The sequence below is a fragment of the Pontibacter burrus genome (assembly GCF_010686685.1).
Classification (GTDB): domain Bacteria; phylum Bacteroidota; class Bacteroidia; order Cytophagales; family Hymenobacteraceae; genus Pontibacter; species Pontibacter burrus.
On sequence record NZ_JAAGWD010000001.1, the window covers coordinates 262376 to 283284 of the forward strand.

18 protein-coding genes are annotated in these 20909 nt (G+C 46.2%); 4 read left to right on the top strand and 14 right to left on the bottom strand.

What is annotated here, in order from left to right; genetic code table 11:
* Window positions 1–25: 25 nt before the first annotated feature.
* The 3 genes from gltX (at window position 26) to GXP69_RS01320 (ending at window position 3104) form a co-directional block, all read left to right on the top strand.
* Window positions 26–1570 (top strand): glutamate--tRNA ligase, encoded by a 1545-nt coding sequence (gltX, locus tag GXP69_RS01310; RefSeq protein WP_163911339.1) that lies wholly within the window; start codon window positions 26–28, stop codon window positions 1568–1570.
* A 326-nt stretch (window positions 1571–1896) separates the two neighbouring features.
* Entirely contained in the window at window positions 1897–2250 is a 354-nt protein-coding gene (locus GXP69_RS01315) for a hypothetical protein (protein WP_163911342.1), read from the top strand.
* 86 nt (window positions 2251–2336) lie between these two features.
* Window positions 2337–3104, top strand: coding sequence for a TIGR00266 family protein (locus GXP69_RS01320; RefSeq protein WP_163911345.1), 768 nt, complete (start codon window positions 2337–2339; stop codon window positions 3102–3104).
* Window positions 3105–3233: 129 nt separating this feature from the next.
* Here GXP69_RS01320 and GXP69_RS01325 read toward each other — a convergent pair whose 3' ends face one another.
* The 3 genes from GXP69_RS01325 to lptB all read right to left on the bottom strand — a co-directional run bounded on the left by GXP69_RS01325 (window position 3234) and on the right by lptB (window position 5977).
* Window positions 3234–4718: a GH3 auxin-responsive promoter family protein gene (locus GXP69_RS01325; protein ID WP_163912893.1), complete on the bottom strand. Its 1485-nt coding sequence runs from the start codon at window positions 4716–4718 to the stop codon at window positions 3234–3236.
* Between the two features lie 77 nt (window positions 4719–4795).
* On the bottom strand, window positions 4796–5164 hold the full coding sequence (locus GXP69_RS01330) for a four helix bundle protein (RefSeq protein WP_163911348.1): 369 nt from the start codon (window positions 5162–5164) through the stop codon (window positions 4796–4798).
* Window positions 5165–5245: 81 nt separating this feature from the next.
* A complete protein-coding gene (lptB, locus tag GXP69_RS01335) occupies window positions 5246–5977 on the bottom strand; it encodes an LPS export ABC transporter ATP-binding protein (RefSeq protein WP_163911351.1) in 732 nt (243 codons plus the stop codon).
* Window positions 5978–6169: 192 nt separating this feature from the next.
* Between lptB and GXP69_RS01340 the strand changes: the two genes are divergently transcribed.
* Window positions 6170–6991: a glycoside hydrolase family 25 protein gene (locus tag GXP69_RS01340; RefSeq protein WP_163911353.1), complete on the top strand. Its 822-nt coding sequence runs from the start codon at window positions 6170–6172 to the stop codon at window positions 6989–6991.
* A gap of 57 nt (window positions 6992–7048) precedes the next feature.
* Here GXP69_RS01340 and recJ read toward each other — a convergent pair whose 3' ends face one another.
* The 11 genes from recJ to GXP69_RS01390 all read right to left on the bottom strand — a co-directional run bounded on the left by recJ (window position 7049) and on the right by GXP69_RS01390 (window position 20903).
* Window positions 7049–8755: a single-stranded-DNA-specific exonuclease RecJ gene (recJ, locus tag GXP69_RS01345; protein WP_163911357.1), complete on the bottom strand. Its 1707-nt coding sequence runs from the start codon at window positions 8753–8755 to the stop codon at window positions 7049–7051.
* A gap of 1023 nt (window positions 8756–9778) precedes the next feature.
* A complete protein-coding gene (locus tag GXP69_RS01350; protein ID WP_163911360.1) occupies window positions 9779–11602 on the bottom strand; it encodes a tetratricopeptide repeat protein in 1824 nt (607 codons plus the stop codon).
* Window positions 11603–11755: 153 nt separating this feature from the next.
* Window positions 11756–13855, bottom strand: a complete 2100-nt coding sequence (locus GXP69_RS01355) for a peptidylprolyl isomerase (RefSeq protein ID WP_163911363.1) — start codon at window positions 13853–13855, stop codon at window positions 11756–11758.
* Between the two features lie 76 nt (window positions 13856–13931).
* The gene (locus tag GXP69_RS01360; protein WP_163911366.1) at window positions 13932–15230 is read right to left on the bottom strand and encodes a hemolysin family protein; all 1299 of its coding nucleotides are present in this window, start codon (window positions 15228–15230) and stop codon (window positions 13932–13934) included.
* Window positions 15231–15245: 15 nt separating this feature from the next.
* The gene (locus GXP69_RS18925) at window positions 15246–15422 is read right to left on the bottom strand and encodes a hypothetical protein (RefSeq protein ID WP_204281878.1); all 177 of its coding nucleotides are present in this window, start codon (window positions 15420–15422) and stop codon (window positions 15246–15248) included.
* On the bottom strand, window positions 15422–15961 hold the full coding sequence (gene lptC, locus GXP69_RS01365; protein ID WP_163911368.1) for an LPS export ABC transporter periplasmic protein LptC: 540 nt from the start codon (window positions 15959–15961) through the stop codon (window positions 15422–15424). The genes GXP69_RS18925 and lptC overlap by 1 nt, the downstream gene beginning before the upstream one ends.
* 135 nt (window positions 15962–16096) lie before the next feature.
* Window positions 16097–17395 carry an OmpP1/FadL family transporter gene (locus GXP69_RS01370; protein ID WP_163911369.1) on the bottom strand — a complete coding sequence of 433 codons (1299 nt, stop codon included), beginning with the start codon at window positions 17393–17395 and terminating at the stop codon, window positions 16097–16099.
* A complete protein-coding gene (locus GXP69_RS01375) occupies window positions 17388–18107 on the bottom strand; it encodes a type III pantothenate kinase (RefSeq protein WP_163911371.1) in 720 nt (239 codons plus the stop codon). Before GXP69_RS01375 ends, GXP69_RS01370 begins: the two co-directional genes overlap by 8 nt.
* 6 nt (window positions 18108–18113) lie before the next feature.
* The gene (locus tag GXP69_RS01380; RefSeq protein WP_163911374.1) at window positions 18114–19865 is read right to left on the bottom strand and encodes a pseudouridine synthase; all 1752 of its coding nucleotides are present in this window, start codon (window positions 19863–19865) and stop codon (window positions 18114–18116) included.
* A gap of 74 nt (window positions 19866–19939) precedes the next feature.
* Window positions 19940–20500: an SMC-Scp complex subunit ScpB gene (gene scpB / locus GXP69_RS01385; RefSeq protein ID WP_163911376.1), complete on the bottom strand. Its 561-nt coding sequence runs from the start codon at window positions 20498–20500 to the stop codon at window positions 19940–19942.
* Between the two features lie 13 nt (window positions 20501–20513).
* Window positions 20514–20903, bottom strand: coding sequence for a TraR/DksA family transcriptional regulator (locus GXP69_RS01390; RefSeq protein ID WP_163911378.1), 390 nt, complete (start codon window positions 20901–20903; stop codon window positions 20514–20516).
* Window positions 20904–20909: the final 6 nt, after the last annotated feature.

A 20909-nucleotide genomic window follows, 5' to 3' on the forward strand; every position in this document is an offset into this window, starting at 1 on the left:
CAGAATAAGAGATACATAACCATACATGGAAAGAGAAGTTAGAGTACGCTTTGCACCAAGCCCAACCGGGGCACTGCATATAGGCGGTGTGCGCACGGCCCTTTACAATTACCTGCTTGCCCGCAAAACAGGTGGCAAAATGATATTGCGTATTGAGGACACGGACCAGAACCGCTTTGTGCCAGGTGCCGAAGACTATATTCGTGAGTCGTTGGAGTGGTGTGGTATAGAGCTGGATGAGAGCCCATGGAACGGCGGCCCGTATGCGCCATACCGCCAGTCGGAGCGTAAGCCAATGTACATGCAGTATGCCCTGCAACTGGTTAACGACGGCCACGCCTACTATGCCTTTGATACGGCTGAAGAGTTGGATGCTATGCGTGAGCGCCTGAAGGCTGCTAAAGTGGCTACGCCGCAGTACAACGCCATTACACGCATGACCATGCGTAACTCACTTACCATGCCCGAAGATGAAGTAAAGAAGCTACTCGACTCTGGTGCACCGTATGTGATCCGTTTAAAAGTACCGCGCAAAGAAGAAGTACGCCTGAAAGACCTGATCCGTGGTTGGGTTATGGTGCACTCTTCTTCTATTGATGATAAAGTATTGATGAAATCGGATGGTATGCCAACCTACCACCTGGCAAATATTGTGGATGACCACCTGATGAAGATTACGCACGTGATCCGTGGGGAGGAGTGGTTGCCATCTGCGCCGCTGCATGTGTTGCTGTACCGCTATTTAGGTTGGGAAGATACCATGCCGGAGTTTGCGCACCTGCCACTGCTGCTGAAGCCGGATGGGAATGGTAAACTGAGCAAGCGCGATGGCGATAAGTTAGGTTTCCCGGTGTTCCCGCTGCGTTGGGTAGATCCGTTTACAAGTGAAGTAGCGTCTGGTTACCGCGAGAGTGGTTACCTGCCTGAGGCTTTCATCAATTTTCTGGCATTCCTGGGCTGGAACCCGGGCACGCAGCAGGAGATCTTCTCGATGGAAGAACTGGCAAACGAGTTTACAGTTGAGCGTATCGGAAAATCCGGCACACGTTTCGATATTCAGAAAGCCCGCTGGTTTAACGAACAATACTTGCGTGCCAAGCCGGACAGCGAACTGGCAGTTTACTTACTACAGGCCCTGGAAGAGCACAACATCTCTTGCACACCTGAAAAAGCAGAGAAGGTGGCAGGCCTGATGAAGGAGCGTGTTAGCTTCCCGCAGGAATTCTGGAAAGAAGCCGCTTATTTCTTTGTTGCACCGGAAGAGTATAACGAGAAAGTAGCTTCTAAAAAGTGGAATGCACAGTCGGTAGCGGTATTTGAGGAGTTTAAGAATGAACTGCCAACTATAGCTGACTTTAACGCCGATACGGTAAAAGAACTACTGGTAAGTATACTGGAGCGCCACGGCATGAAGATTGGCCAGGTAATGCAGGCACTTCGCCTTGCTGTAACCGGCGCCGAAGCTGGCCCGGACCTGATGCAGATCATCGAGATCATTGGTCACGACGAAACTATAGCTCGCATCGAAACAGCAATTGCAAAACTGAGCCAGTACGTTACTGCTCAGTAAGTAACTATAGCTATAAACTATAAGGCTGACCCTTTACCAGGGTCAGCCTTTTTTGTTGGTCCACACTATAGCCAATGCCTTCAATTTAATCAGAACCTGTCATCTCGACGAAAGGAGAGATCTATTTAGGATTCCGCTGTATATCTTGGATAGATTTCTCACAGCTGCGCTGGTCCCTTTCGACTCCCGTCTCAGGCATGTTCGAAATGACAGTTTATGAAGTGAAACGCCTTAAGTTGGCAGTATTTACACTATAGCTATCAGGCTTTATCGCAACTATTTGGCTTTTTATACTTATACATCAGGGAGTTTAAATGAAAAATAGCATGGCCAGAAATAAGAAACCCGATAAGAGTAAAAAGAAATCGAAAGTGCACAAAGACCTGGAAGGCTTTGAAATAAAGGTAAATGAGCACGGCGAGATCATCTCCAACTATAGCATTGATAAGATTAACGAGTTCCTGAACAAGAACGTGGACGACAAGAAACTGATGAAGCGAGATGCTGCAGAAAAAGCCAAGCGCGAAGAGGAAGAAGAGTATCACGTGGAAGAGAGTGAAGAAGTGGAAGAAACCGACGAGGACTTTGTGCGCGGCACCAGCTCGGTATCTGACGACGAGGAGGACCTGCCGAAGCTGCGTAAGAAAAAGGATGCAGACGATGACGAGGAAGAAGATTAACTATAGTTTATACTTACGCTTGCTTCAAAAGCTATAGTTTATGCCAATTTATTATCTTGCCACTATAACTAATCTGAATCTACACTATGAGAAACTCTCACGAAATTGACTACAAAATTTTTGGTAACGACATACAAGTGCTGGAAATAGAGCTGGACCCGCATGAAACAGTAATTGCCGAAGCAGGCGCCATGGTTTACATGGAAGAAGGCATTGATTTTCAAGCGAAAATGGGCGATGGTTCTAATCCCAGTCAAGGCTTTTTTGGTAAACTTGTATCGGCAGGTTCACGCATGATCACGGGCGAATCGTTGTTTATGACGCACTTTACCCACATGGGCCATGGCAAGAGCCGCGTTGCCTTTTCTGCACCCTACCCAGGCACCATCCTACCCATAGACCTAACCACCGTGCGCAACCGAACCCTGATCACGCAGAAAGATGCATTTCTGGCTGCCGCACTTGGTACCAAGCTGAGTATCCATTTTAACCAGCGTTTAGGAGCAGGCTTTTTCGGTGGAGAAGGCTTTATACTACAAAAGATGCAGGGCGATGGCATGACCTTTATACATGCCGGCGGGACTATAGTTGAGAAGCAACTGAACAACGAGACACTGCGTGTAGATACTGGTTGCGTGGTAGCCTTTGAAGATGGTATAGATTTCAGTGTGCAGCGCGCTGGTGGCCTGAAGTCGATGATCTTTGGTGGTGAAGGTTTGTTCTTAGCTACGTTGCGCGGCACGGGCCGTGTGTGGCTACAGTCTATGCCGGTTAAGAAACTGATTCAGGCGCTGATGCCAAACGGCGAAAATGCCCGCAAAGAGGGCAGCCTGCTGAGCAACTTCCTGGAGTAGAGGGTCGCTGCGCTCCCAATTATGAATTAGGAATTATAAATTATGAATGGGCTATAACTATAGTTTATAATAGTATAGTTTTATAAACAAACAGCCCCGGCAAGTTATAAACCTGCCGGGGCTGTTTGTTTATAGTTTTATGTAATGCAGCATCTCTTCTAAAAATTCGCGCGAGTTGCTCAGGCGCGGGACTTTGTTCTGCCCGCCTAGTTTGCCTTTATCGCGGAGCCAGTTCATAAATGTGCCTTTCGGGGCAACGTGAACAATAGGTTCTTGTAGTGCAATGTTATTCTGCCGCTTGGCATCGTAATCAGAATTTACCTCCCGAAGCGTTTCGTCCAGCAAATATGTGAACTGCTTCAGGTTGTCCGGCTCTTTCTCGAACTCGATAATCCACTCATGCCCGCCACGCTTGCCGCTCTCCATATAAACCGGGGCTGCCGTAAAGTTGGTGATAACAGCATTTGTGGCCTTGCAGGCCTTTGTGATGGCGGTTTCAGCATTCTCTACTATAACCTCTTCGCCGAAGGCGTTTATGAAGTGCTTGGTACGGCCGGAAATTTTAATGCGGTATGGGCTCAGGTTTGTAAAACGGATGGTATCACCAATTTTATAGCGCCACAGGCCGGCATTGGTTGAGATCACCAGCGCATAGTTTTTGCCTAGTTCTACCTGGTCCAGCGTTAGTGTTTTGGGGTTCTCTTCGTCAAACTGGTCCATGGGTATAAACTCGTAGAAAACACCATAGTCCAGCATCAGCAGCATTTCATCTTCGGTGCCCGGCTGGTCCTGTATCCCAAAAAACCCTTCCGAAGCATTGTAAACTTCCAGATAGTTCATTTTATCCGAAGGGATGATGTCTCTAAACAGCTGGCGGTACGGGCCAAAAGCAACGGCACCGTGGGTAAACAGTTCCAGATTTGGCCAAACTTCCAGGATGTTGTTCTTGCCGGTAACTTCCAGAATGCGCTTCAGAAGCACGTAGGTCCAGGTAGGAACGCCGCTCATGCTGGTCACGTTTTCCTGCACAGTCAGCTCCACCATCTTTTCAATCTTCTCTTCCCACTTATCCATCAGGGCCACTTTAAGCGGTGGCGTACGCATAGCTTCGGCCCAGATCGGCAGATTCTGCATAATTACTGCCGACACGTCGCCGCAGTTTACCTTAGCATTCAGCTCGCTTGGCCGGTGGCTGCCGCCTATGCTCAGGCCTTTGCCGGTAAAAAGTTTGGTCTCCGGGAACAGGTTCACATAAATAGAGAGCATGTCCTTGCCGCCTTTATAGTGGCAATCTTCCAGGCTTTCGGGACTAACAGGTATATATTTGCTGCGGGCATTGGTGGTACCCGACGATTTGGCAAACCATTCTGTTTTGGTAGGCCATAGTATATTCTGCTCCCCCATCATCACGCGCTCTATGTAGGGGTATAGTTCTTCGTAAGTGCTAACAGGCACCCGCTCCTGAAACTCACGAACCGTCAGTTTATCAGCGTAACCGTACTTTTTGCCCCACTCCGTTCCCTTCGCCTTTGTTATCAGGTTCTGGAACAGTTCCTGCTGCACCTCATGCGGGTACTTCCGAAACAGATCAATATCATGTATCCGCTTCTTCATTACCCAGGTAACTATAGAGTTTATTATTTCCACAAATTCAGTTATCAGTTAACAGTTATTAGTAAACAGTAATCAGCCTAAGGCTTTAAATGTTTTGGGTTGATCCTTGTGGATTTCAAAATTGAAAACAGAATCTTACTTAGTTCATCAACATCCTTTAACATACTTTCAGTAACTAAGCCATCTAAATAATTAGTATCTCTGAGTAAACTTAACCAATATTTTGTTTCAAGACTCTCTTTATAAGCCAGCGAAATCTTTGAAGAAAAATCAGCAGTAGAAATACCCCCATTAGCTTCTGCCACATTTGCACCTATAGATGTGCCACTGCGCAGCAGTTGTTTTGAAAGTATAAACTCCTTTTTCTCTGAACTAAGATGCTGATAAGCTTTTACAATTCTGATTGCAAAGGCATAGCATTTATTATAAAGGTTGTTATCATTCATCCCGAAAATACAAAAGAGCTATACTTATCGGAATAAAGATCAGAAGGTTCTAAATTCTGTTTACTGTTTACTGCTAACTGATCAAATTTTACGCCTCAGCTCGAAGTGTTTGCCCAGGTATACGCGGCGAACCTGCTCATCTGCGGCTAGTTCTTCAGCGGTTCCGGCTTTCAGAATCTTGCCCTCAAATAGCAGATAGGCACGGTCGGTAATAGAAAGGGTTTCGTTTACGTTGTGGTCAGTTATAAGGATGCCAATGTTCTTGCTCTTGAGCTTGGCAACTATACTCTGGATCTCCTCAACCGCAATGGGGTCTACACCGGCAAAAGGCTCGTCCAGCAGTACAAATTTCGGATCTACGGCCAGGGCACGGGCAATTTCGGTTCGGCGGCGTTCTCCCCCACTCAATACAATCCCCTTGTTTTTGCGAACGTGCGTCAGCGAGAATTCTTCCAGCAATTCTTCTACTTTCTCCTGCTGCTCCTGCTTGGTTTTATCTGTCATTTCCAGCACAGCCTGGATATTTTCTTCCACTGTCAGCTGCCTGAAAACAGAAGCCTCCTGCGCCAGGTAACCCACACCGCGCTTAGCGCGCTGGTACATAGGCAGTGCGGTAATGTCTTCTGTATCTAAAAATATTTTCCCGGAGTTCGGCTTTACCAGGCCTACAATCATATAAAACGACGTGGTTTTACCAGCCCCGTTCGGGCCCAGCAAGCCAACAATTTCGCCTTGGTTTACCTCCACGCTCACATCGTTTACTACGTGGCGCGCCTTGTATTTTTTAAACAGGTGTTCTGCTCTCAGTATCATTTGGCTAAGTTACGGATAATCGGTTCATGCTGCAAAGTGCAACTATAACGGCCACCCTGTTGTTGCAAGTGTCCGGACCCAGCTTTTGTACAATTCAACTTAAGTAATAATATGTATAAAAGTTGCTATACGGACTTGTAACTCAGGAGATAGTTATATAAATTAAAATACTTTTAGCCGACTATTTTTTTTATGATGCTTACTTTACTCCAATCTCTACAACGTCGTGTTGTGCTAACCGGCCTCCTTTGCCTTGTTACTACAGCCGGTTTTAACTCTGCTACGGCACGCAACTCTATTGTATTAACTACCGAAACCAATAACGACGCCAGAACAGCCAGCAGCAGTACTTCACTTAAAGGAATTGATGTATCGCGGTGGCAGAAAGAAGTGGATTGGATGCAGGTAAAAGAATCTGGGGTGAAATTTGCATTCGTAAAAGCTACGCAAGGCGATTTTCGGATCGATCCGTTTTTTGCCCGTAACTGGGAAGAAACCAGGCGCCACGACATCAAGCGCGGTGCGTATCATTTCTTTAAACCCGAAGCTCCTGTAGAAGACCAGATCAAGCTTTTTACAAGTACTGTTTCGCTTGCGCCCGGCGATCTGCCTCCTGTGCTAGATATAGAGGTTGTAAAACCCGGCATGAGTGGCGAGGAACTACGCGCCAACATCAGAACCTGGCTTGAGGCTGTAACAAAGTATTATGGCGTTAAGCCGATTATCTATACATACCAGAACTACTACAAAAAATGGTTAAAAGGCCATTTTCCGGATTATCATTTCTGGATTGCACGCTATAGCCCCGTAAAGCCCGAAGTACACCACACCGATAACTGGATGTTCTGGCAATACACTGACAGTGGCTCTGTGGCAGGAATAAACTCCGCTGTGGATATTAACTTCTTTGCCGGCGATTGGGATCAGCTAACACAACTTTGCCTGCCGGATATGCCAGTTGCAAGCGAACAAAGCCCACTGCAACAGTTTAAGCACAGAGTACCGCAACCATAACTATAGCTATCTATAAGATTAGTTTAAACAGAAAAGCAGCCCCAGAGGCTGCTTTTTTTATTTAATGCGGATGTCTTTTATCGAGAGCTGAAGCGTGATGTTGCCCCTGTAAATGTTCTCTTCTATCGTATAGCAAACATCAAACGGAATACCTTTCGAAATGCGGTGATATAAGTCTCCAAAACCAAAGGCGATAGCGTCAAAAGCGGCATAGCCATCTTGAGTAAGTCGCAGCTTTAAATGCGAATCACCTACCACACGCAGGCTACCGGTGTCATACACACATTCCGACACAAACACAGGGCGCATATTGCCCGGCCCAAACGGTTCCATCTGTTTAATAATGCCAAAGAAGTTACGTGTTATCTGCGATAGCTGAATACCGGCATCAATCTCTATCTGCGGGCATTTCTGCTCATCGGTAATAGAGTTGGCAACAAACTGCTCAAAGCGCTCTCTGAAAGCCGGAATATTCTCAATGGGCAACGTTAGCCCAGCTGCATACATATGGCCGCCATATTGGTCCAACAGGTCGGAGCAGCTCTCTATGGCACTGTGTACATTAAACCCATGCACCGAACGCGCCGAGCCAGACGCTTTGCCATTGGAATGCGTAAGTATAATAGTAGGTCTGTAGTATTTCTCGATGCACCGCGAGGCTACAATCCCAATCACACCCTTGTGCCAGTTCTCTTTATACAACACCGTTGAATGGGCATTCCGCAAAAAATCGTCTTCTTCGATCATCTGCAGGGCCTCTTTGGTAATGTTGCTGTCCTTGCTGCGGCGCTCCTTATTCGATTCGTTGATGATATCGGCCATTCGGAAGGCGTCTTCCTTAGTCTGTGCCAACAGCATACGTACCGAGTTCTTGGCATCGCCCATACGGCCAGCTGCATTTATGCGCGGCGAAAAGCCGAAAACAATGCTGTTTATATCTATCTCACTGGTAATGCCAGCCAGTTCCTTCAGTGCATCTATTCCCGGGCGCATGGGCTGAGGTCCGTTGAGCAGCTGCAAACCGTAATAAGCCAGCACCCTGTTCTCGCCTGTAATAGGCACAATATCGGATGCAATGCTGACCACCACCAGGTCCAGGTAACTATAGAGTTGTTCCAGTTCTACTCCGTTTTGTAAGCAGAAAGCCTGCAACAGTTTAAATCCAACTCCACAACCCGACAGTTCCTTATAAGGATAAGGACAATCAATTTGTTTTGGGTCCAGTACAGCTACTGCCGGCGGTATGTCGTTATCGGGCAAATGGTGGTCACAGATAATAAAGTCAATGCCTAAGCTATTTGCGTAAGCCACCTTATCCGCCGATTTAATACCACAGTCCAGGCTTATGATCAGGCCTACCCCTTGCTCAGCAGCATAGTTTATACCATCTGTTGATACGCCATAGCCTTCTTTATACCTGTCAGGTATGTAAAATTCGATCTGATGCGTGAAGTTGCGCAGGAAACCATACATCAAAGCAACCGAGGTGGTACCATCAACATCATAGTCCCCATAAACCATTATCTTCTCGGAGAGATGTAGGGCTTCTGTCAGCCGGTTAACGGCAAAGTGCATGTCCTTCATCAGGAAGGGGTCGTGCAGATGATCAAGGGATGGTCGGAAAAAGGTACGGGCTTCATCGAAGGTGCAGATTCCTCGTTGGCAAAGTATACTAGCAAGTGTTTTGCTCAATTTCAAGCTCTCTGCCAGGCTAGTTACTACCTCTTCGGAAGCTTCCTGTTTGTATACCCACCTTTTCTCCATATGTGTTGCTGTGCCTCTATCTGTTCGGTTGCAAAGGTAACTAATTTAGGCAGGTTTTAGTTTGCGTTTCGCCTGCTTCCTTCCTGTGTTCGCTCGTAATTTTGTACTTTTGCATTTATACAACACCCTGCACCATGAAACGATTCAGAGATACTTTTAATAAGTATAAAGATTACTCCCTCGATTTAGTTATGTATGGTTTTTTTATTCTTTTTATTTTGATCCTGTTCATCTTTTTTAGCTGATAACATTAGCTAAATGGTTTGCTCATCTTTAGTTTAAGCCGAAGGGCAACATCTATTTTATAGTTTCCAATCTCTCATTTTGGGCATTTGTCTTAGGACTTTATGTGTCAAAGTTTTTCTGTTATCATTTCGAGTAAAGCGAGAAATCTATCGCAAACTATAGTTATTCCTTTGTCATGTCGAGCGTTAGCCGAGACATCTTATATGTCCTATAGCTTACTCTAGTTGCAACTTGCCACAAGCAGTTTGTACTATGGCTACTTTTGATCCTGGGAGCTCTACTCACCTATCGTTTTATAGTTGCTTTGGTGCGCTCACGGCCGCGAGGCCCCGTCTTCGGGTATCGCGCTGCTGCCTTCTTGCTACCCTCGTGCCTCGGGTTGGCTGCGCCACCGCAACAAGTCAAAGGCGCTCAACCCAAAGACTGAAATCAATCGATAGCAAAACTTTAGTTAATGGATAGCTATAGTTGCATCGCCTTTTCGTGGCATTAACTCCTTGGGGCAGGCTGCGCCTGCCTGTTCGTTGTCTATAACTATTGTAACTATAGAACTATAACTCCAACTATAGCAATGATAGAGAGTCCCCCTTCGAAGGGGGTAGGGGGATGACTAACGCTAACTATAAAACGATAGTTCTAAATATAGCAGTAGTAGAATAAATTCTCTGCCTTAGACTACCGAGAAGCGATTTCGAAGGTAGCGTAACTCTGAGGGGTTAGAGGTGGTTGGACAACCTGAACTATAGACTTTTGCTTCAACGATAGCAAAACCCAATCCTAATTAACGGCATCACCCCGAAGTTTTCTGAAACGTTTCCGGGCTTCGGCCACGAAAATGCTGCCCTGGTGCTTCACGAGCAGGTCGTTGTATAATTGCTGTGCTTTATTTGTGTCTTTTAGGTTCTCTTCATAAATATAGGCCATCCGAAAAAGAGCATCGTCACTCAGAATATCTATTTGTGGATTATCCACTATTTTCTGCAGGCTGGCGACGGCTTCCGTAAAATTGCCCATACGTTCCTGTATACCTGCTTTCTGAAAGTAAATCTCATCGGTTAAACTATGGCCTGGATACTTTTGCAGCATCGCGTCTAGGCTCTTAAGCGCCGCTTCCTGTGTTTTGTTCTGAAACACCAACAACTCTATTGCTGCATATTCTTCCATCGCAGTTGTTGTGCTGTCTAATCCGGTATTGTCTGTTATTAACAGGCTTAGGTCCATGGCATCGTTCGCTATTTCCCGGCTTGTGGCCAGTTTCAGAATATCCAGGTGTGCTTGCGCCAGTTCAAAATCTCCCTTAAAGTAATTTAGCCGGGCATTGCGCAGTTTTGCTTCGTGGCCTATAGTTGTTTCTTTATGCGATTTCTCCACTTGTGAATAAAGCAGCGTAGCTTCCCATGGCTCGCCCTTCAGTAAATAAATATCACCCAGGGTCAGCTTGCTTTCTGCAACCATGTTCGGATTAGCGCGAGGCATTGCAATGGCTTCCTGTAGCAGTGCTATAGCCTTCTCTTTATCATCTAGGTAAAATGCATATAGATTGGCCATGTGCTGCAGCACTTCTACAGTACCAGCCGTGCGCCCTACTTCTGTCAGCAAGGCATCATAATCAGTTATCAATGCGCGTATTTTTTCTACATCCACCGGGTAGGTGTTCTGCACCTGCTCTTCACGGGCATTGATCAGGCGTTGCCGGGCCACCAGGTAATAAGGTCCTTCCGGGTACTCCTTTACCACATATTCGTAAGCTTCAATCGCACTCTGGTAATCTTTGTTTTTGGCACTGATCGCACCCAAATCCATAACCCTTGAGCCACCGCTTCGAGTGCGCTTATCTACTGCCCGGGCCTGCATCAGCGCACTATAAAACTCTGTTCGCTGCACATATAGCCAGATCAACAGCTCACTATAGCCAAGCTTGTCCGGGTTTTGCTGCACACGCATAATCAGTTCCTTTTCCAGCTCATCAAGCGCTTTATCATCGCGCAGGCTGTTTTGCAGCATGTTCTGCACATAGCCTAACTCACTTTCATTTTCCTGCAACAGGTTCAGCACTTCCGGAATTAAGGCCTCGTTCTTCTGTCGGTAGGTATAAAGTGCAATTAGCGGTCGATTATTCTCCAGTGGGTTTTTGCTCAGTTCCCGGCCATGTAAATAAGTTTTCTCGGCCTGGTCAAACAGCTCATTCTGAATAAAGGCGCTGGCTACTGCTATAGTTGACTCCGGTGTGGTTTGTGCTATAATCTTATTGAAATGCTTTTCGGCAGCGGCTTTATCTCCTGCAGCCTGGTATACAAGCCCCAGATCTACCTCATAGCTATAGTTTCCGGGGTTCTGTTTTATAGTTTTCTTTACCAGCTTTTCTGCTTCCTTATAGTTGCGGAGTGCCAACAGTGTTTTCAGATAGTCGGGGTAAGCTGCAGCAAAAAAGCGCCTTTCGTTTACCAGTTTCTCATACAAGCCCTCTGCTTTCTGGTAATCGCCTTTCCTGAAATACTCACGTGCCAGCTCCAGGTCCTGAGCCGATTGTGCCTGAACCAAGCTTACCAACATGCCCAGGCATAGCGCCAGTAATAAGTATTTTTTTCTGATCTGAGCCATACGTGTATTTACAACGTGCCTTTACCTGAACTTGATATAGTTCCTGTTCTGCTACTATAGTTATAAGGTAAAGTTTATACGTGAGATATCCTATAAAAGCAAACGAGCCACTCTGTGCGGAGTGGCTCGTTTTATAATTCGGTAACCTGCGGCTTAGAAGAACTTAACGCGGTTATCTACAATGTTAGATTTCTCTTTGATTGCTTCGAAAGCTTTGCTCTCTTCGTTACCAGAGCGCATGTTCACCAGCTGATGCTGCACACCTGATAAGTCGGCTGCCTGAGGCGCGTTGCTAAGGGCATTAAGCTCAACAACCATCACACCGCCATTACCTTCGAAAGGAGCAGTACGTGTGCCTGGCTTCAGTGCAAAAGCTTTACCAACTGCAACCGGCTCCAGGCCAATACCAGGTATAGTTCCGGAAGCTAATGTTACGTCTTCAGCTGATCTAACCATTGCGTCTGGGCCATAAGCCGCTGCCATCTGGTCTACTGTGCCTTTGGTCTTATTTATTTTCTCGATGATCTGTTTTGCTTTTAGTTCGTTGCGAACTGCAGCAGTAAGCTCATCTTTCACATCCTGAACTTTTGCATAGCCTTTCTCACGTTTGCCAGTCAGAACAGCTACAACATACTCATCACCAATTTCAAATACAGGCGATACATCACCAACTTTTGTTTCGCGGTCGTAAGTCCAGCGTACCAACTCACGTGCGTTTGTCAGGCTACCGGCTACAATGTTGTTCTTGCCAATATCTTTCACATCCTGCTTCACAAGATCTTTATGCTCTGCTACTTTAGCACGGAACCCTTCCAGATTCTCGCTTGTACCAGAAATCTCATCCGCTAAAGCGTAGGCCGCATCGCGTGTAGCTTCGCTTGGTTCTGTAGATTTCTCTATAGTGGCAATTTTATAAGTGCGGTTAGTTTTAGGAGCTGTAACTCTTACAATGTGGTAGCCATATTCTGTCTCAACCAGCTCTGGCAATAAGCCCGCTGATTTGGCACCAAATACTGCTTTCTCAAAAGGAGCTACCATCTGGCCAGATTCAAACCATCCTAGGTCGCCGCCTGTAGAGGCAGTACCATCTGATCCGTACTGTCTTGCCATCTGGGCAAAATCAGCGCCTTTTTTTATCTGGTTCAGTACATCAGTAGCTTTTGCTTTGGCTTCTGCCTTAGCTTCCGGTGTATCAGCAGTTGGCTGAATTAAGATGTGGCTGGCTCTAGCGGCACTCTTATTTCCTTCTTTAACATCTACTACCTTATAAAGCGTATAAGAATCAAGTGTTGTGTAAGGGCCGAAAACTTCACCTTTATTAAGCGTTTCGTTACGAAGACGCTCTGGTAGCTGGCCCGGGTTCAGGTAAGCACCATTGAAAGGCACATCCGAGTTAGCGTTTACGAAGGCAGAATCGTTGGTTGCAGCTTCAAACTGATCTGTAATTGCCGCCATTTCTTCCTCATACAGCTTATTGTCTTCATCCGATGCCATAACAGGTATTGTTACATACTCAATGCTACGGCCATCCTCTATTTTATAAAGCTCCTTGTTACGCTCATAAAAGTCCTTAAGCTGTGCATCTGTAACAGATATAGCAGAATCAGAAACTGTAAAGTATGGTACATACATTACCTTAACCGAAGCTGTAGAGCTTTGCGCGTTAAAGAATTTCTTTGCTTCAGCTGTTGTTACGTAAACAGATTTGCTTAACAGGTTGCTATACTTGGTACGAACACGCTCTGTAGCAAGGCCCTGCTCAAAGTTTACCCACATTGGTCTGTCCTGCGGCGTCATGTTCTGCAGGTACTCTACAACCTGTGCCTGGCTAAACTCGCCTGTCTGCGGGTTTGTGAATGCCTGACGTACGGCAGGGTGAATGTTGTTACCCTGTACCATGTCAAACAGCTCCTCTTCCGATACCTCTATGCCTAAACGCTCGTATTCTTTCTCTAAGGCAATTTTAAAGATCAGCTGGTTCCATGCCTGCTCACGAAGCATCGCCATTTCGTTCTCATTTGCAGAGCGTCCTGTTTGCGCTTCATAATTGGCCTTTAGTGGCTGCAGCACGTTATCAAACTCCTGGTAGTCGATTGTCTGACCAGCTATTTCACCAATCTCTGTGGCGCTGTTTCCAAGAAGTCTTGAATTTGGCCCGAGTAGGTCACCACCTACTACAAATACACCAAGCCCTATGGCAATAGCGCCTACCGCCCAACCAGACTTCTCTCTAATCTTGTTAATTAATGCCATTATTTGTTTTACTTATAAAAAGGTTGTGCAAAATAAGGTTAATCGCGCTAAAATTCAAAATTTTATGCAATTCTGTTTAATACTTCGGTTCTCCCTGTAAATCTGATACTTTCACCAGTCTTACAGTATTAATCCTGTTCTCGTCCATCGTCAGGATAGTGATCTGGAACGGTGGATGTTCCACTATATCGCCAGGCGAAGGGATCTCTCCTACTTCCGAGAAAATAAAGCCGCCCAGTGTTTCGTAGTCGCCTTCCGGCAAGCCCAGGTCGTATTTATCGTTCAGGTAATCTATTTCCAGGCGTGCGCTCAGCATGTATATGCCTTTTTCAGGTGCTGCCTGCTCCAGCGTATCATCCAGGTCGTATTCGTCTTCAATCTCTCCGAAAATCTCTTCTATCACGTCCTCCACGGTGATAATACCGGCTGTGCCGCCAAACTCGTCGAGCACTACGGCCACGCTGCGGTGCTCTGCTACAAACTTTACAAACAGCTCACTGGCCAGCATACTTTCAGGCACCAAACTTACAGGTGCTAGTATATCTGTGATATTCTTCGGCTGCTTAAACATATCAAGCTGGTGGCAGTAACCAATTATGTTGTCGATGTTATCGCGGTACACCAGTATTTTGGAATGGCCTGTCTCGATAAAGGTCTGGCGCAGCAGGTCTACCGGGTCGTTCTCTTCCACGGCTTCTATTTCGGTGCGCGGCACCATGCACTCCCTTACCTTCACATTCTTAAACTCCAGCACATTATGGAATATCTCCGGGTTCACATCAGGCGCATCTTCTTTAGTTGAGTGGTAAAGCCGGCTTTTGATGTAAGTATTCAGGTCAGTATAGCCAAAAACCGGTTTCTGGTCCTGAAACTCTACTTTAAACAGTTTCTCGGCCACCAGTTTACTTAAGCCAACTATAGCAAATACAACCGGATAAAGCAGGTAATAAAACAGCAAAATAGGCAACGCCAGTATTTGCAGCATCCGGTTCGGATTTATTGCAAAAAGATTGCGCGGCAAGAACTCTGCTGTAAGCAAAACCAATACCGATGCCACCACGATCTGCACAAACAGTATCAGCAGGTCGTATTGCAGCTGATTTGGAAAAGTAGCATCCAGTACGTTGTGTATGACGCCCGCTATGGCAAAGCCATATAGTACCAACGCAAGCGTGTTACCTATCAGGGTAGTACCCATCAGCCGTGACGGATACTGCAGCAGGTGCCACAAGATACGCCCCGATAACACACCGTTCTTATTATTAAGCTCTATCTGCAACCTGTTAGCCGACATAAAGGCAATCTCGATGCCCGAAAAGAATGCGGACAACAACAGGCCTGTTACTAAAAGTATTATCTGATCGGGTTCTATCATAATAACGTTACACCACTACTTGGGGCCGCTCTTTCTTTTCAGGTAACTGTATAAAATATACAGCCCCAGCGAAATCATAAAAATCCAGTAGTTGGCAGCAATATCTTTTTCCTCAATGCTCCTGTGCGCGCCTATAACCATCGCAACAAAAGCCAATGATAATAAAATGGTATTTAAAAGCTTTTGGTTCATTACTCTTCCAGGTCAAACATACCTGTTATTTTTTGTATCGTATAGTTCTCAAAACTTTGGTCAGAGCGCAGGCCATGCCCGGTTATTACCCGCGTTGGGGTAGTGATCTTCACAAACTTATCTGTATATATTGTACCGCGCCTACGATCCCAGTATAGTTCTTCCGTTTCCAGAATTTCGTTTTTCAGGATATTATGGACTTTTACATCGCCCTGTGCAAAGTATATCTCCTTGCCTTTATCCTGACGGCCAAAGTTGGCGCGCATTGTTGAGGTAACTTTACCGGGTGTTTGCATAAACTCCACATAAAAGCCCTTCGGAAACACGCCATCCCCGTTCTCAAATTCCTGCTGTACAGGGGCCTTCATCCGGATCATCAGCTTGGCCGAATCGCTGTACAAGGTAAATACGTCTTTGTTCTCCATTACCGGACCTGTGTACTTTACTTCCTTGTCGGGATCTTTCAGATCTTCGCGGCAACCTATACCTGTTATAGCCAGTGTCAGCAGTAGTATATATTTCCAGCGGTTTAGCTTCATTATCCGGTTAGTGGTTTTGGTGAAGTTAGCAAATTTTGTGCGAATCCTGTACACCCGTATAGTTTACTGCCTTTTATAACGTAAGAAAGGCCGCTTTGCAACGGCCTTTTATTTAACTCTATTCAGCGCTATAGTTTATTCTATTCTGCGTTTGATGAACCAGCGGCTGTTGATGCTTACGCCTATGTTAAACTGGAAGTAATTCTCCTGAACCAAGCCATTGTCGGTTGTGCCTCTGATACCGTAGCCGAACGATGTATTCAGCAGGTACAGATCGTACATTGTAGAGCGGCCTATTGGCAATGTAGCTCCAAAAGTAACACCTCTGTCTTTTATCTGCTCACCGTTAACTTCAACTGGGGTAGTACCATAATACAGACCTCCACGATAAGTTATACGCTCGAAGTAATTACCCACTGAATTGGCATTCGGCGTGTATTCAGCACCTAAGCTGGCACGATAGTTATCTACAAGTTCCTGTTTGTTGTCAAAGTTTCTGAAGTTTGACCACTGTTGTGCGTGGTAGTCTGCGGCAACAGTAAAGTTGGAGCCATTATCGAGGCTGATACCTGCCGTGAAACTTGTCGGGATTGTTGCTATGCCTGTTGCGGAGCTGGCATAAAGGCTGTCCTGCAAAACGCTTCCGAAAGTTGTGCGGCGCTCATAAGCAGCATCACGATCGGCATCTATATCTGTTTTAAGGCTGTAAACAGCACCTGCACCAAAGTATAGTTTGTCGGTGATCTTGCCGCGGTAGTTTGCTCCTGCTTTAAACAGCAAGCCATTGTATTGGGTCTTCTCGCTGTATGCTACCTGCTCGTTGGTAAAAGCCGTTGAGTCTGAGAAGCTGCCATCAAGCACAGATGTTATAGATTCTTTGGTAATATTACCAAACAGATACGAGGCGCTTGCCCCTATGGTTAAGCCTTTCGTAATTCGGAAACCATGACCAAAGTATAGTTCAGAGATACCGCCTTCGCCTTTGTACTCCTGCGTGAATGTCACATTTTCGGATACTCTGTTTCTGGAGATTACATCGTAAGATACGTCCGAATAAGGGCGCAGGCTCAGAGCTGCCGTCCAGCGCTGGGATGAGATTGGTATTGCCAACGACACTGAAGCCAGGTTTGCTGTTCCGTCGGTCTGCGACTGATTTGTGTTTTTCAGCGTTTTCAGTTGGCTGGATAGCCCCAGTTCAAAAGCAGTAATACCGTTATAATAGAGCAATGCCGGGTTAGCCGTATTTATCTGAAACACGTTTGCAGCACCCACACCTGTATTTGCCATACCTGCATTCCGGATATTGCCTGTGTTATAGTTGTACTCGCCTAAACCGTAGCGTGAATATGGAGCATTACCGATGTTCTGTGCCTGTGCACTATACGAGAAGCATAGGACAGCAGCGCAAACCAGACCGCGAAGAGTTTTATACATTATGAATCAAAATTCTGTGAAGCCCGATTAAGACTAATTCAGGAATTACAAAGATGCGTCCTTTTAATTTACTTTCAAAAAATCCTGCGTCGCCACCACAAAGTATAACAGTTAAATCCGGTGCTTTTTTGGTGTAAGCTTGTATAAAACCGTTAAGTTCGGCTATAGTACCCGCCAAAACGCCGCTCAGAATAGACTCTTGCGTAGTCTGCCCTGTTAGTGGAAAATCATCCGGAATTTGGTCTATTAACGGCAGGCGCTCAGTAAAAGTATGCAGCGCCTTAAATTTCATTCTTAAACCTGGTGCAATTCCGCCGCCATAATATTTGCCATCTGCACTTACAAAATCATGGGTAATGCAGGTGCCCGCATCAAACACAAGGCAGTTTTGCCCCGGGAAAAAATAGTTTGCCCCTACAACTGCTGCAATTCTGTCGGCCCCTAATGTCTGGGGTGTTTGGTAGTGGTTTAAAACAGGCAAGGCTGTCTGCCCCGATAACATTACTGTTTTACCGGTTACAGACAGCCTTGAACTATAGTTTGCAGCATCGGCAGCTACGCTGGCAACTATGGCATGCGCAAAAGTACAGTTTGTTATTTCTTCCGAAATGTTATTTACCCCCTGGAAATAGCCTTGCTTTATAAGCTTATCGCCTTCAAAAATACCGTACTTGGTGCCAGTGTTGCCTACGTCAACCGCAATGCTCTGCATAGGTTCTTACATAAAGTATTTCAGACGGATAAGCTCTTTCTCAGTAAGATAACGCCAGTTGCCGCGTGGCAGATCCTTTTTGGTAAGGCCTGCATACTGCACTCTGTCCAGCGATACAACTTCGTAACCCAGGTGCTCAAAAATGCGGCGCACAATACGGTTACGGCCAATGTGTATCTCCAGGCCCAGGAACTTGCCTGTATCGCCTATTAATGCCACGTCATCCACTTCCGCTTTGCCATCTTCCAACTCTACGCCTTCTGCCACTTTCAGGAAGTCGTCTTTCGTGATCTGCTTATCCAGCTCTACCTGGTAAATTTTCTTCACGCCGTTTGATGGATGCGTCAGTTTCTGAGCCAGTTCGCCATCGTTCGTAAACAACAACAAACCAGTTGTATTTCTATCCAGGCGGCCAACCGGGAAGATGCGCTCGTTAGATGCTTTCTCTACCAGGCTCATCACTGTTTTGCGGCCTTCCGGATCGTCTGTCGTAGTAAGAAAATCCTTTGGCTTGTTCAGCAGCACGTATACCAGTTTCTCGCGGTTCAGGATCTTTTTGCCATACTGCACGGTGTCTTCCGGACGAACTTTGAAGCCCATTTCGGTTACTACCTGGCCATTTACTTTTATCTCGCCCGATTCGATCAGGGTATCTGCTTCGCGGCGTGAACAGATGCCGGCGTTCGCAATAAAGCGGTTCAGGCGGATTGTGCCGTCGCTCTCTTCTTTGCGGTTGCTTTTCTTGATGCGCGGGTTGTTCTCGTAGCGCTTGGTGTTATAGTTTGGCGTTTCCGGCTCGCCCAGTTCCTCACGGTTAGAGAAGCTCGTTTTGCGGTCTCTGTTTCCGAATTTACCTCCACGCTCAGACTTAAAATTTCTCTTTTCACCATCAAAGCTGCGCTCTTCTCTTCTGAAAGGCCTTTCTTCGCGGTTATCTCTTCTGTCTGATTTAAATGAGCGACGCTCGCCACCTTCGTTTCTGTCCGAACTATAGTTTCGGCGTTCGCCACGGTCTTCGCGGTTAAAGCTGCGTTTTTCGCCACGTTCTTCTCTGTTGAACGGCTTGCGATCGTCGCGGTCGTTTCTGAAAGAGCGCTTTTCTTCGCCGCCTTCTTCTTTTGGAGCACGACGGTCATCACGTCTGTCGGAGCTATGGTTGCGGCGGTCATCTCTTTCGGTGCGGTCACCAAACGATCTGCGTTCGCCACCTTCTCTTCTATCGTTAAATGATCTGCGCTCTCCACGCTCAGAGTTAAATGAGCGACGTTCTTCGCGGTTATAGTTGCGCTCTTCGCCTTCTTCACGACGTGGTTTAAAGCTGCTACGCTCCTCACGGTCTTCGTTTCCGCGCTTAAAGCTGAATCTTTTTACTTCACCACCTTCGTTACCGTCTTCTCTGTTAAAAGAACGACGTTCACTATCACGACCAAAAGAACGGCCCTCACCATTTCTTCTGTCATTGTTAAAAGATTTGCGCGCACCGCCTTCACGGTTAAAGCTGCGTCTTTCACCACGGTCTTCGCGGTTAAAATCACGTCTTTCGCCACCTTCACGGCGCTCTGTAAATGATCTTCTTTCGCCTTCTTCACCTCGCTCACCTCTAAAAGAGCGACGGTCTGTATCTTCGTATTTATCTCTTCTGTTAAAAATCTTTTTCTCGCCATGGTCGTTGCGTGGGCGGTCAGACGAGAATCGGTTATTCTCTCTTCTTCCTGCTCCGGCATTGCCGCGCGCAGGTCTTTCGTTATCTCTTGCCATTGTTAATTTCTTTTGATGCAGTATCGCTACTGTACCTTATATGCAGTAAAATTGATTGTTCGTTGTGTTGGTCGCTAATCTGCAACTTCGCCAATTACGTTTTCTTCAGTGGCAAAGTCTTTCAGCTGTGGGAGGTCTTTTATGTGGTTGATACCAAAGTAATCCATAAACTTTTGTGAAGTACCGTAAAGCACCGGTCTTCCGATGGTATCAGCTTTTCCTTTAATCTCAATGAGGTCTTTTTCCAGTAATTTCTGGACGGCATAATCGCAGCCAACACCGCGTATCTGCTCCAGGGCACTGCGGGTAATGGGCTGCTTATAGGCAATAATTGCCAGCGTCTCGAGTGCAGACGCTGACAATTTTTTCTTTGATTTCTGTTTCAGGTAAACGCTTACTGTTTCCTGGTATTCCGGCTTCGTCAGAAACTGGTAACCACCCCCGATCGCGTAGATCTGAAAGGCAAAACCAGCATCGTTCAGTTGCTCGTTTATAGCTTCTATACTTTCCAGCACATCGCTTACCAGCACTTCCATCTGCAGCGCTTCCGTTAAGCAACGCTGTATTTCCTCTATGCTGATAGGAGATTGGGCACAAAAAACCAGTGCCTGTATATGGTGCTGCAGAATATTCAAGGGAGTAAAAGTACTAGTCGTTACGCTGTAGTTTAGCTTCTATAGTATGCTGTGTATGCGGCACAGCGCGCAGTCTTTCTTTAGGTATAAGCTTACCTGTAACGATGCAAACGCCATAAGTACCGTTTTTAATACGGATAAGCGCATTCTCCAGCTGCTGGATGAACTTCATCTGACGGGAAGCCAACTGGTTCAAGCTTTCTTTTTCTGCTGTATCGGCTCCATCTTCCAGTACTTTTGTTGGAGATGCCGTGTTATCAGTACCAGTATCGTTGCGGCGGCTAAGGGTTTCCTTAATAAACGCTACTTCCTTTTTAGCATTTGTCAGCTTTTCGTTAATAATGCCTTCAAACTCCATCAGCTCTTCTCTGGAATAGCGCTGTCTTTCTTCGTTCGTATTCATTGTATC

Bases quoted from the DNA above. Each gene is read 5' to 3' on its own strand.
- gltX (WP_163911339.1), top strand. From the start codon at position 26: ATGGAAAGAGAAGTTAGAGTACGCTTTGCACCAAGCCCAACCGGGGCA.
- GXP69_RS01315 (WP_163911342.1), top strand. From the start codon at position 1,897: ATGGCCAGAAATAAGAAACCCGATAAGAGTAAAAAGAAATCGAAAGTG.
- GXP69_RS01320 (WP_163911345.1), top strand. From the start codon at position 2,337: ATGAGAAACTCTCACGAAATTGACTACAAAATTTTTGGTAACGACATA.
- GXP69_RS01325 (WP_163912893.1), bottom strand. From the start codon at position 4,718: ATGAAGAAGCGGATACATGATATTGATCTGTTTCGGAAGTACCCGCAT.
- GXP69_RS01330 (WP_163911348.1), bottom strand. From the start codon at position 5,164: ATGAATGATAACAACCTTTATAATAAATGCTATGCCTTTGCAATCAGA.
- lptB (WP_163911351.1), bottom strand. From the start codon at position 5,977: ATGATACTGAGAGCAGAACACCTGTTTAAAAAATACAAGGCGCGCCAC.
- GXP69_RS01340 (WP_163911353.1), top strand. From the start codon at position 6,170: ATGATGCTTACTTTACTCCAATCTCTACAACGTCGTGTTGTGCTAACC.
- recJ (WP_163911357.1), bottom strand. From the start codon at position 8,755: ATGGAGAAAAGGTGGGTATACAAACAGGAAGCTTCCGAAGAGGTAGTA.
- GXP69_RS01350 (WP_163911360.1), bottom strand. From the start codon at position 11,602: ATGGCTCAGATCAGAAAAAAATACTTATTACTGGCGCTATGCCTGGGC.
- GXP69_RS01355 (WP_163911363.1), bottom strand. From the start codon at position 13,855: ATGGCATTAATTAACAAGATTAGAGAGAAGTCTGGTTGGGCGGTAGGC.
- GXP69_RS01360 (WP_163911366.1), bottom strand. From the start codon at position 15,230: ATGATAGAACCCGATCAGATAATACTTTTAGTAACAGGCCTGTTGTTG.
- GXP69_RS18925 (WP_204281878.1), bottom strand. From the start codon at position 15,422: ATGAACCAAAAGCTTTTAAATACCATTTTATTATCATTGGCTTTTGTT.
- lptC (WP_163911368.1), bottom strand. From the start codon at position 15,961: ATGAAGCTAAACCGCTGGAAATATATACTACTGCTGACACTGGCTATA.
- GXP69_RS01370 (WP_163911369.1), bottom strand. From the start codon at position 17,395: ATGTATAAAACTCTTCGCGGTCTGGTTTGCGCTGCTGTCCTATGCTTC.
- GXP69_RS01375 (WP_163911371.1), bottom strand. From the start codon at position 18,107: ATGCAGAGCATTGCGGTTGACGTAGGCAACACTGGCACCAAGTACGGT.
- GXP69_RS01380 (WP_163911374.1), bottom strand. From the start codon at position 19,865: ATGGCAAGAGATAACGAAAGACCTGCGCGCGGCAATGCCGGAGCAGGA.
- GXP69_RS01390 (WP_163911378.1), bottom strand. From the start codon at position 20,903: ATGAATACGAACGAAGAAAGACAGCGCTATTCCAGAGAAGAGCTGATG.